Annotated in this window: 12 protein-coding genes; all 12 read right to left on the bottom strand. The window is 31.6% G+C overall.

Annotated elements, in window-relative coordinates:
- Positions 1–101 precede the first annotated feature (101 nt).
- Complete coding sequence (locus TEGL_RS04885; RefSeq protein WP_018589066.1) at positions 102–647, bottom strand: 2-oxoacid:acceptor oxidoreductase family protein; 546 nt, start codon at positions 645–647, stop codon at positions 102–104.
- 1 nt (position 648) lies between these two features.
- Positions 649–1,380: a thiamine pyrophosphate-dependent enzyme gene (locus TEGL_RS04880; protein ID WP_018589065.1), complete on the bottom strand. Its 732-nt coding sequence runs from the start codon at positions 1,378–1,380 to the stop codon at positions 649–651.
- Between the two features lie 2 nt (positions 1,381–1,382).
- On the bottom strand, positions 1,383–2,459 hold the full coding sequence (gene vorB / locus TEGL_RS04875; protein ID WP_018589064.1) for a 3-methyl-2-oxobutanoate dehydrogenase subunit VorB: 1,077 nt from the start codon (positions 2,457–2,459) through the stop codon (positions 1,383–1,385).
- A 22-nt stretch (positions 2,460–2,481) separates the two neighbouring features.
- Positions 2,482–2,679 carry a 4Fe-4S dicluster domain-containing protein gene (locus tag TEGL_RS04870; protein WP_018589063.1) on the bottom strand — a complete coding sequence of 66 codons (198 nt, stop codon included), beginning with the start codon at positions 2,677–2,679 and terminating at the stop codon, positions 2,482–2,484.
- 117 nt (positions 2,680–2,796) lie between these two features.
- The gene (locus TEGL_RS04865) at positions 2,797–4,071 is read right to left on the bottom strand and encodes an MFS transporter (protein WP_018589062.1); all 1,275 of its coding nucleotides are present in this window, start codon (positions 4,069–4,071) and stop codon (positions 2,797–2,799) included.
- 21 nt (positions 4,072–4,092) lie between these two features.
- A complete protein-coding gene (locus tag TEGL_RS04860) occupies positions 4,093–5,304 on the bottom strand; it encodes a PLP-dependent aminotransferase family protein (protein ID WP_018589061.1) in 1,212 nt (403 codons plus the stop codon).
- Positions 5,305–5,322: 18 nt separating this feature from the next.
- A complete protein-coding gene (locus TEGL_RS04855; RefSeq protein WP_018589060.1) occupies positions 5,323–6,216 on the bottom strand; it encodes a bifunctional enoyl-CoA hydratase/phosphate acetyltransferase in 894 nt (297 codons plus the stop codon).
- Positions 6,217–6,231: 15 nt separating this feature from the next.
- Positions 6,232–7,293, bottom strand: coding sequence for a butyrate kinase (buk, locus tag TEGL_RS04850; protein WP_018589059.1), 1,062 nt, complete (start codon positions 7,291–7,293; stop codon positions 6,232–6,234).
- Positions 7,294–7,412: 119 nt separating this feature from the next.
- Positions 7,413–8,852, bottom strand: a complete 1,440-nt coding sequence (nhaC, locus tag TEGL_RS04845) for a Na+/H+ antiporter NhaC (RefSeq protein ID WP_018589058.1) — start codon at positions 8,850–8,852, stop codon at positions 7,413–7,415.
- Positions 8,853–9,086: 234 nt separating this feature from the next.
- Positions 9,087–9,851: an IclR family transcriptional regulator gene (locus TEGL_RS04840; protein ID WP_018589057.1), complete on the bottom strand. Its 765-nt coding sequence runs from the start codon at positions 9,849–9,851 to the stop codon at positions 9,087–9,089.
- Positions 9,852–9,944: 93 nt separating this feature from the next.
- Positions 9,945–11,279 (bottom strand): amidohydrolase, encoded by a 1,335-nt coding sequence (locus TEGL_RS04835; RefSeq protein WP_018589056.1) that lies wholly within the window; start codon positions 11,277–11,279, stop codon positions 9,945–9,947.
- A gap of 15 nt (positions 11,280–11,294) precedes the next feature.
- A complete protein-coding gene (locus TEGL_RS04830) occupies positions 11,295–12,401 on the bottom strand; it encodes a M20/M25/M40 family metallo-hydrolase (RefSeq protein WP_018589055.1) in 1,107 nt (368 codons plus the stop codon).
- Between the last annotated feature and the right edge of the window lie 38 nt (positions 12,402–12,439).

The following is a 12,439-nucleotide window of genomic DNA, read 5'->3' as shown; positions in this document are numbered from 1 at the left end:
ATTTATTTCATTTTTTATGTAATTGATTTTTAGTATTTATTTTAAATCTAGAGAATCCTAATAAAAATTATTAAGATTCTCTAGATTACTTATTTTATATTTTAATTTAATTGGTAATTATAGCCCGCTTCAAAAGCTTCAATATTTTTAGGATTAAATTTGCCCTTACCTAAATTTTCAAAGTATTCACACATGCCATCTTCAAATTCTTCTTTTGTAAATATTCCTAACTTTTTAACCATTGTACCTAACATACATATATTAGCCGCTCTTTCATTTTTTATTCCTTGAGCTATCTCTGTTACAGGTACTAAAACAACATTTACATCATCTCTATATGCCTTATCTTTATCTACTAAAGAGCTATTAACAAACATGTATCCATCTTTTTTCATTAATGGTTCATACTTATTAACAGAAACACTATTCATTCCTAGTAATATGCTTGGATTTTTTACAACTGGACTTGCTATTTTTTCATCGCTTATTACAACATTACAGTTTGCACTTCCACCTCTCATTTCATTTCCATATGAAGGGAACCATGTAAGTTGTTTTTTTGCCTTATATGCTACATATATTAATATTTTTCCTGCTGTTAGGACACCTTGTCCTCCAAAACCAGCACAAATTATTTCATTTAACATATTATTTTGCCCCCTTATCAATAAATTCACCTAGTGGATAGTTTGGAATTAATTCATTCTCTATTCTCTTCATTGCATCTACTGGATTTAATCCCCAGTTTGTTGGACAAGGAACAAGTACTTCTACTAAACAAAATCCTTGTTTTTCTCTTTGTTTTTCCAATGCTTTCTTAATATATCTCTTAGTTTTATTGATTTCCTTGGGATTAGTAATTGTACATCTAGCAAGATATGCTATATCTAAATTTCCCATAGTTTTTACCACATCTATTGTAGCTCCATGATCTTCAAAGTTTCTGCCATATGGAGTTGACGCAGTTTTTTGACCAGGTATTGTAGTTGGGGCCATTTGTCCACCAGTCATTGCAAATAATCCATTATTCATTACAAAGAATGCCACGTTTTCATTTCTTATTGCTGCAGACATTGTTTCTCCAAGCCCTATGGCGTATGCTCCACCATCTCCAGCTATTGTAAATATATATTTATCTGGTCTTACTCTCTTCATTGCAGTCATTGCTGCTCCCATTTTTCCGTGAGGAGGAACTACAACATCCACATTCATACTAAATTGGAACATATGGTTACATCCTATATCAGAACATATTATTGTATCCTGACAAATATCCATTTCTGTAAGTACTTCTCCAAGTATTCTGTCAAATAAAGAATGACCACATCCTCCACAAAACATGTTTTCTTTCATCATAATTGCAGGTGCTTTTTTAGACATAGTTAAAATACCTCCTCTACAGTTGCTTTTCCATCAATAATATTTTTTGCATAATCTATTAACTGATTTACTTCCGGCATATGTTGTGCTGTTGCAGCTGAATATACTGGATATTTATTTTCACAAGATATAATAACGTCTTCTTTCATTTGAGACATCATGTTCATTTCAACAGTTACTAAACCTTTTAAAGTTTCTGGCAACTTTTTAAATGCTTTTCTTGGGTAAGGCCATAGAGTTTTCGGTCTTATTAATCCAAGTTTTAATCCTTGCTTTCTACCTTCTCTTACTGCTCCTTCTGCAACTCTAGATGATATTCCATAAGCTACAAATACCACATCTGCATCTTCTATAGAGATTTCTTCCCATCTTTGTTCATTTTCTTGAACTCTACGCATTTTTTCTATATAACCCTTTTGCCATGTATCTTGGTCTTCAAAATAAGTTATATCTGTTATAACCTTATTTTTCTCTCCTACTGGAGTTCCTTTACATGCCCAGTGTGCTTGATCCTTGTCATATTCTTTCATTGGTGGTGCCACACAAGGTTCTATCATTTGCCCAATAGTTGCATCTGATAATAATAGTACTGGATGCATATATTTTTCAGCTAATTCAAAAGATTCATAAGCCATATCCATGTTTTCTTGAACACTGTTTGGTGCCAAAACTATTAGATGATAATCTCCATTTCCTCCACCTTTGACAGCCTGCCAATAGTTATCTTGACCTGCTCCTATAAATCCATCTCCTATACCATATCTTTGGACACAAGCTACTACTGCTGGTAATCCTGCTGATACCCAATAAGCTATACCTTCTTGTTTTAGTGAAAAACCTGGCCCTGATGAAGAAGTCATTGCTCTCGCTCCAAGAGCACAAGCTCCCATAACCATATTTACACTAGCAATTTCAGATTCTCCTTGTATAAATACTCCACCTACTTCTTTTTGTCTCCATGACATCATCTCTAATATTTCTGTTTGTGGAGTAATTGGATATCCAGCATAAAATCTACATCCTCCACGGATTGCCCCTTCTGTTAAGGCTTCATTTCCCTTTATTAATAAAGTTTCCATGTTTTTTCCCCCCTTATAGTCCCTATAATATTTCAAATACTAAATCTGGACACATTGTATAACAAGCTCCACATTGAACACATTTTTCTTCGTCAACTTGTACTGTTACAAATCCTTTTTTATTTGTATAGTCTGAAAGACTTATAGCTTCCTTTTTACAAGCATCCATACATAAATAGCAACCTTTACATCTTTCAACTTCTAATTTCACTTTTGACATTAGATCATTCTCCCTTCAGTTATGTTTTAATATTTTAGAACATTGTTCTATTTTTATTTCATACAAAGCCCTAATTTACTCCTAAGATATATCTAGGGTTTTGTGTTTATTTTTAAGTTATTCTGATACTATAGTATTTTCAGCATTTCTAGCTCTTTTTTTCTTAAGATTTAATATATATAAACCAGCAAATATTCCTACTACTAATATTGCGATTTGGAAGATAAATGTATAAGTATATCCTTTATTTCCAAATGTATCAATCCAGTATCCTATTAAAGCGAACTGAAATACATCTGGTGAAAAACCTAATGCTGCAGCAATACCTATTGTAGTTGCTGAATATCTAACAGGTACGTTTACTTCTTCTTGCACTGCGTAATATATACCTTTTCCCATATACCCTAGAAGACCAACAATAAATGTTAATGCTATAAACATTATCATAGGTGTTGATGATGGTAGCACTAAGAATAAAACTATAGTTATTATTCCGAAAACATATATTGGTATAAGAACTTTAGTTGGAGATTTTAATTTATCTGCACAAAACCCTCCAAATGGTGCTCCAAACAATTTAAGTCCATGTTGTCTTACTATTGCTAACCCTCCAGAAAGAGCAACTGATCCTCCAAGTACTGATGTTACATAAGGAGTAAAATAAGACATTGTAACTGTAAATGAATATACACAGAATATACTTATTCCAACTAACCAAGTGTTTGGTGATTTCAAAACTATTATAAAGTCTTTCATTGTCATTTTTTCTTTGTCATCATCTTTGATATCTTCCACCTCTACATCTTTTATTACATACCACAATATTGGACACATAACAAAAGATAAGATTCCTAGAGATATCATTACCCACTTCATTCCTAAAGCAGGAACTCCAATTTTTGCGTATAAAAATAAAAATGCTGCTCCCATTACTACTCCAGAAACTCCAACCATAGCCTCATTAAATCCATAAACTTTACCTTGATTTTCTTTTCCTATAACTCTAAGAATTTTTACCATAGAAGGATAATTCATTACTAACGAAGTAATTGCACATCCCACCCAAGTTACAAGAGCAAATTTATAGTTCATATTATAAGCAAATGCTACAGATACTACTCCATTTAGAAATACTGATCCTAATATTATTTTTCTATAATCAAATCTATCTGCTAACCATCCACCTACCGGGGCACCAAATATATTACCAAGACCATAAATTGTTAACAATAATCCAAGTTGAGTATTAGTACATTGCAATGCTTGTAAAATAGGATCATAAAGTGTGTATTGAATAAATGGTATAATATAAACTACTTCCCAGCATATTGCTATTATTGTTAATTGAAATAATAATTTTCCAAAACCAGTATCTTTTGTCTTCTCTCCCATATAAATTTCTCTCCTTTATACTTATTCACATGCATAATTAAGTTCTTGCTTTAATACATTAGATAATATCTTTATTCCTTCTACTATTTGTTCTTCTGACATTGTTGTATAATTGAGTCTCATAGTATTTTTAGGCCCATTATTTGCAAAGAATGACTCTCCTGAAACATATGCAACTCCAGAATCTATTGCTTTATCTAATAAATCGTCTACATTTATTTCTTCTGGTAACTCTACCCATATAAACATTCCCCCATCAGGTTCAGTGTATTTTACTTCTTTAGGCAAATACCCTTTCATTGTATCTAACATTAAGAAACATCTTTTTTTGTATTCTTTTCTTATTTTCTCTACGTGCTTATTTAAATCATATTTCTTTAAAAACTCTATAACTTGTATTTGTGAAAATTGATTGGATTGAAGATCTATACCTTGCTTTAAAAGTTCAGCCTTATCTATAAGATCTTTATCTCCACACATCCATGCAACTCTTAACCCTGGACATAGTACTTTTGAAAAAGACCCTAGATATAATACTTTGTCCTTTGTATCTAAGGATTTAAGTGTAGGAAGTGGTTCTTCTGTAAATCTTATTTCTCCATATGGATTATCTTCTATTACTATTACATCTTCATATTTATTTACAACTTCCATAAAATCTTTTCTTCTCTGAAGTGACCAAGTTTTACCTGTTGGGTTTTGGAAAGTTGGTATTACATAAATAATCTTGACCTTGGGATTTTCTGATAATAACTTATCTAAATCCTCAGTTACTATACCTTCTTCATCTGTATCTACGCCTAAAAAATCACACTCATATGGTCTAAATGCATTTATTGCCCCTAAGTAACTTGGATTTTCTGTAACTACTATATCCCCTTTATCTAACAATATCATTGCACTGACTGCTATTCCTTGTTGTGAACCAGTTGTAATTATTATATTCTCTGGTTTTGTATCAATATTTTCTTCCTCTTTCATCCTCTTTGTCAATAATTCTAATAATTCATTTTCACCTTTAGTTGGACCATATGCTAATGCAAATGCTCCTCTTTCTTTTAGTACTTTTTCTGTAACTTCAGTTATTTCTTTCAACGGAAATAAATTTGGATCAGGAAGACCTGCTGCAAAAGATATAACACTTCCCCCACTTTCTACCTTTGCCGCTATCTTTTTCTGAGATGCTCTTATAGCTGAAGCCTTTACCATATTCATTCTTTGTGCGTATTTCATAATAATATATCCCCCTTTTTATTGAGATGCTAAACAAGCAAGTGCTATAGAATTCACTTTAATCTCTGCAGTATCAGATCTGGAACCTAAGATTATAGGATTTGTCGCTCCTAAAACTATACCCGCCCATTTTGCATCATTAAATCTTAACCAAGATTTACCTAAAGCATTTCCTGTTTCTATATTTGGAAATACTAATAAGTCTACATCACCTGAAACTTTGCTTTCTATGTCCTTATGTTTAGCTGCTTGCTCATCAAAGGCAACATCAAAAGCAATTGGTCCTTCTGCTATACATTTTGGAATTTCTCCTTCTTTTACCATCTTAACTAATTCAAACGCATCCATTGTGGATTGAACCTTAGGGTCTACTATTTCATTTGCTGTTAAAATTGCTGTTTTTGGATTCTTAATTCCAATACTAGACATACTAATTAAAGCATTGGTCATTATATCCTTTTTTTGTTTTAAATATGGTGCCACATTTATACCACTATCTGTACAGTATAATAACTTGTGATATTGAGGTAGTTCATAAACCGCTAATAAACTTAGTAATCTACCTGTTCTCAATCCATTTTCCTTATCTAGTACACCTCTTAAATAAGTACTTGTATTTACTAATCCTTTCATAAGAACTTTTGCTTTATTAGTTTTTACTAATTCCACAGCCTTTTTTACTGACTCTTCTGGAGAATCACTATGAACAACTTCATAATCTTCTAAGCAAATATTTCTAGCTATTAATTCTATTTTATTTTGATCTCCCACTAATATTGGTTTAACAAATCCTAAATCAACGGCATATTTTACTGCTTTTAAAACTGCTTCATCTTCTGCTGCTGCCACACTTACCTTTACTCTTTCAAGTTTTTTTGCCTGATTTAATAAATCATCAAAGTCTTTTAACATATTGCCCCCTTAAATTTATTTATAGATTTTTACTTTTTCTTCCCCATTTAGTACTCTAAGTGCTCCTAGTACTAATGCTTCCATTTCCATCTCTCCTGGTACTATTTCAACAGGAGCTAAGTAGGATACTCTTTTTACTACCTCCTCATCAACAAGTTGTGAGTATGAAATTCCCCCTGTCAAAATTATTCTATCTACTTTTCCATAAAGAGATGCTCCATACATACTTATTTCTTTAGCTATTTGATATATAAAAGCATCCATTATTATTTTTGCTTTTTCATCACCAGCTTCAATTCTTTCTTGTATTTCAACCATATCTTTAGTTCCTAAATAGTCGTACATTCCTCCTGTACTACTAACTTTTGTAACCATCTCTTCTTTAGTGTATTTTCCAGAATAACATAGTTGTACCAAAGGATAAGCTAGCAATCCACCACTTCTTTCTGGTGAAAAAGGACCATCAGATCTACCTCCACTACCGTCAATCATTTTTCCATTTTTATGAGCAACTATTGATATTCCTGAACCTAAGTGTGCCACTATAAAGTTAAAATCTTCATATTTTCCACCTAGTTTTTCTGCTATTTTTCTAGATACTGCCTTATGATTTAGTGCGTGTAGCCAACTAGCTTTTTCTATATCAGAAATTCCTGTTATTCTAGAAACCTCATCAAATTCGTCTACAGATACTGGATCAACTACAAATGACGGTACTCCTATCTCATCACCTATATTTTTTGCTAAAACTGAACCTAAATTTGAGGCATGTTCTCCATTTACTTCATTTCTTAAATCATCAATCATTTTATCATTGACTCTATAAGTTCCCCCTTCAATAGGTTTCATTAGTCCACCTCGACCTACTGTTGCATCTATTGATTTAAGTTCAATTTTTTCTTTACATAAAACATCTAAAATTAAAATTTTTCTATATTCATACTCATCAAAAACCTTTCTGTATGGTTTCAAATCATCTCTTGTATGTACTATGCTTTTTTTAAGTATTTCATTTTTATCATCGAATACTGATATCTTCGTAGATGTTCCACCTGGATTAATTGCTAAAATTCTCATTTATTCCTCCCTAATAAAAACATTTATGTTCTATATATTAGAACATAGTTCTATTTTGCCTATTTAAATAAAATCATTCGTATACTATTGATACAATGATTTACATTTAATTAACATTTTTAATTTACAGTTGGCAATTCTCCTTTGTGTACTATTGCCGTTTCTGGTTCATCTTTAATTTTTACTACTTTTATTTTCATTGCTATCATTACTAATGATACAAAAGGATTTATTATATTTAAAAATGCAAATGGTGCATAAGCAAAAGTGCTTACTCCCAAAGTTCCAGATGCATAAGCTCCACATGATGTCCATGGTATTAATACAGAGGTTAAAGTACCACTATCTTCTAAGGCCCTTGATAACATTTTAGGATGTAATCCCCTTTTTTCAAACTCCATTTTATACATTCTTCCTGGTAATACTATTGATAGATATTGTTCTCCTGCAATAATATTAGTAAGCGTACAAGTTATCATAGTACAAGCAACTGTACCAAATGTTCCTTTCGCTAACTTTAGTAAAAAGCTGGCTATTGCCTCCAACATTCCCGTTTTTTCTAAAATACCACCTAAGGATAATGCACATAGTATTAAAGATATAGTGCTCATCATACTCATTAATCCCCCTTTTGATAAAAGTTCATCAACAGAGGCCACTCCTGTAGTTGATACATATCCATTTTGTGCTACTTCCATAATTTCTCCTATGGAAGCTCCTTGGAATACTACAGCAAATAATACTCCTATTAATGCTCCTCCAACTAAGCCTGGAATAGCAGGTATTTTAAAAATTACTAAAGATATTACAAACAATGGTGCTAATAAAAGCATTGGTGATAATGTGTTATATGTTGATTCTAATGTTGATTTGATTAAATTGATTTGAGTCATGTCTAGATTTTGTGATGAATACTTAAGTCCAATTACTCCATATATTATTATACAAATTATTAGTGATGGGATTGTGGAATATAACATGAATTTAATATGAGTAAATAAATCTGTACCTGCCATAGCTGGTGCTAGATTGGTAGTTTCTGATAGAGGAGATAACTTATCTCCAAAATAAGCACCAGATATAATTGCTCCAGCAACTAAACCTACTGGCATACCTAAACTTTGACCTATACCTAGTAATGCTACCCCTACAGTTCCAATTGTACTCCATGATGATCCTGTTGAAAGTGATATTATAGAACAAGTAATTACTGTAGCTACTAAAAATACTTGCGGAGAAATTATTTTTAATCCCCAGTATACCATACATGGAACAACCCCACTAATAATCCAGGTTCCTATTAATATACCTATTAGTATGGTAATTAAAATAGCTTGCATGGCCATTTTTATAGTTTCAAACATACTTTCTTCAATGTATTTCCAAGGATATTTAAGCCTCAAAGTAGCTATTAAACTTGCCAATACTGCTGTTAAAATTAGTGGAATATGTGGTGTCCCGCCAAGTTTAAAAATTGTAATTGCTAAAAAAAATACTAAAAACAAAATAGGAATTAATGCTTCTACTAAGGTGGCTTTTCTGCCTACACTTTTTTTCATTATTAAACTCCTCCAGTATTTATATAACAAAGTTATTTCGTTCTATTGTTCAGAACATTGTTCTATTTATATTTAAATACTATCACCATTTTTTACCAATTTCAACTTTATATTTAAGTTTCTTAATATATTTAGTCAAAATAAAAAAAAGCCAAAAAAAATAAATCATAATTTTTTTTAGCTTCATAATCTTTAATTATTTAAGTATTAATTAAATACATAATACATGATTTTCTAATGCAATAAATTAGATATTTTTCTCGCTGTTTCAATTACTCTTTTTATTTTGTAATCAAAATCACCACTTTTCATTCTTATAGTTGGTCCAGATAAACTGATCGCTGCAATGGCTTTATTGTCTTTATCTAGAATAGGAGCTCCTATGCAAGTTAATCCATGTTCTAGTTCTTCATTATCTATGGCATATCCATCTTTCCTTATTTTTTCTAATACTTTTATCATATCATCCCAATTTTCTATTGTTGTATCTGTATATTTTTTTATTTTTAAATCTTTAAAGGATTTATAATTTATATCATTAAATGCCATCAGGCATTTTCCTACTGAGGAGCAGTAGCATTCACAACTAGATCCAACTGTTGGATTTACAGACTGAAGTTGATTAGATCCATATTCCTTATGAATTACAATACTTCTAGGACAATCCTCTGACTTTTCTTCTAAAATTGAAACATTTACAACTTCATTAAATTCCGTGTTTAGCTCTCTAACATAAGGTTTTACAAGTTCTTTTATTGATAGTTTTTCCCCAACAACCATTCCTATCGCATATAATTTCATTCCAAGCCAATACTTCCCATTATCATGATTTTGATTAATAAATCCTTTATTCTCCAAAGTATATAACGTTCTATGTATTGTGCTTTTGTATACACCTAATTCCTTGCTAATTTCTGTTACTCCCATTTCTCTTTTTTTGTGGTATAAAAGTATAAGAATGTCTAAAGCACGATCTAAAGAATTAATTATATCACTCATCAATATATTCTCCTAACTATTTACTATGATTATTTGCATTATAACATAATTATAGTAAATTATTCCATTTTGTTAAATAAAAAGGTTAGGGTTTTACTCCATATAATCAAAAGTATACGTATTAGTATTTTTCTCCATAAAGTCTAAATAACTTTCTTTGGAGAATTTAGGAGTAAAATTATTGATTATATTTTGGGCTGTTTTTGCGCCATTATATAGTAAATCTATTAATGTCATTGCCATGGCCTTAGATGGAACTATGTAAGCTAACTCTTCATCAGTCATTTTGTAATCCTGAGTATGAAGTGCTCCACTTACCCCTCCTATCCAAGGATGAACAACAGGCATTAATTGTGATAAATCACCAAAATCAGTAGAACCAGCAGTTACAATAACATCTGTAATTGTGCTATCATCTCCACCCATTAATTCTACGAAATTCTTTTTGAATACAGAGTCCATAGTATTATCTGAATCTAATGGTAAAAATCCTATGGAATCTTCTATTATAACTTTACCGCCAAGAGTTAAAGCTGCTGCGTGTAAAGATTTATTTACTTTTTCATTTGCATCCATCATGGCTTCTACTGTGGCTGCCCTAACCATAAATTCCATTGTTACCTTGGAAGGAACAACATTTACCACGTCTCCACCATGATTTATTATTGAACTTATTCTTACTTTATCTTCATCTTTAAAAGTATCTCTTTGAGAGTCTATGTTGTTTGTAGCAAGTGTCGCCATTTTTAAAGCATTTGCTCCTAGATGTGGAGAAATACCTGCATGTGCAGACTTACCTACAAAAGTTGCTGCTTTTGAAACAAAACCATTTGTATATGATTTTATTACACAGTTTTTGTTATCATCAAAATTTAGTGCATGGAACATCATCGCCATGTCAACATTATCAAAGTATCCTCTATGTAAAAGTTCTTGCTTTCCACCTACATATTTTATTTCATTTTTTGCTTGTAGTACTTTTCTAAACTCTAAGTCTATACATTCTTCTGCTGGAACTGCCATAAAGTCAATTTGACCATCTAAATGTTGTAATACTCCAGAATTTACAATTCCTAAAGCACAACCTAACATTCCAGCAACTTGTATGTTGTGACCACAACAGTGCATATTTCCTGTTTCATTGGAATCTTTGTGTTCAGGGCACATTACTGAGTCTAACTCGCCCATTACAGCTATTTTAGGACCATTTTTATCTTTATTTAAAGAAGTCATACAGCCTGTAACTGCTATATTTTCTTTAACATCCACTCCTAAACTTTTGAAGAATTCTCCTGCCGTTTTTGTAGACTCAACTTCTTTAAAACCAAGCTCTGGAGTAGAATATATTTTTCTACCAGCTTCTATTATTCTATCTTTATTTTTATCTATTTCTTTTAAACAAAGTTGTTTTAATTCATTAATGTTCATTATATTCCTCCAAAACTATAAAGCCATCATATGGTATACCATCTGTGCTGCTTGATACATTTCGTCTGTGTTAACATATTCATTTACTGTATGAACTTCATACATTCCCACACTTAATATGGCACATCTGTATCCTAAGTTTGCTATAATGTTAGCATCACTTCCCCCACCTATCATCATAGGATTTGGCTCTATACCTACTTTTCTTATAGCTTCTTCACTTAGTTTGAACACATAGCTATCTTTGCTTAATTCAAAACTTGGATATGCATTTTCATTTACAAATTCACAAGTTGTGTTGAATTTTTCTGCTGCTTCTGTACAACATTTTTTCATGTGCTCAATTTCTTCTGCTAGTCTTTCTGGAATATGAGATCTTATTTCTGCAGTGAAAGTAACTTTGTCTGTAACAATGTTTGTAGCTCCTCCACCTTCTATTCTTCCTATGTTTGAAGTAGTAAGCTCGTCAAGTCTACCTATATTCATATTGCTTATAGCATGAGAAGATACTACTATGGCATTTATACCTTTTTCTGGCTCTATACCTGCATGAGCTTTTTTTCCATGGAAAGTTACGTTTATAGTTTCTTGAGCTGGTGCTTTGTAAGCTATTACACCTGTTGGTCCCCCAGCATCTAAAATTACTACATCTTTGCATGGAAGATTTTCTTGTTTGAAGTTCTTAGCTCCATTTAATCCTGATTCTTCACAAGCTGTGAATAGTAAATATATATCTCTGTGAGGAACTTTGTCTTCTAATACACTTTCAAGTGCTTCTAATATGGCTGCTATTCCTGCTTTATCATCTGCACCTAAAGTTGTCGTTTTATCAGTTTTTATTAAGTTTCCATCTATTACTGGTTTTACTCCTAAACATGGCATAACTTGGTCCATGTGAGCAGCAAAACATATAGGATTTTCGCTATCTTGCCCTTTTATATGAGCTATCACATTTCCTGTATTTCCTCCAAATCCTTCTCCTGCATCGTCTATCTTAGCTTCTATTCCCCTTTCGTTAAGGTAGTTTACAAGAAATTTAGCCATTTCTAATTCTTTATTAGAAGGACTATCTATTTTAACCATATCTATAAAGTTGTTAATTAATCTGTCTTTGTTTAACATAATATACTCTCCTAAATTTAATAATCCTATATAATTTA

Origin of the sequence: Terrisporobacter glycolicus ATCC 14880 = DSM 1288, from assembly GCF_036812735.1 — a bacterium.
GTDB classification, from domain to species: domain Bacteria; phylum Bacillota; class Clostridia; order Peptostreptococcales; family Peptostreptococcaceae; genus Terrisporobacter; species Terrisporobacter glycolicus.
Note: the sequence above shows the minus strand (reverse complement) of the source record. Positions and strands in the feature narration are given on the sequence as shown.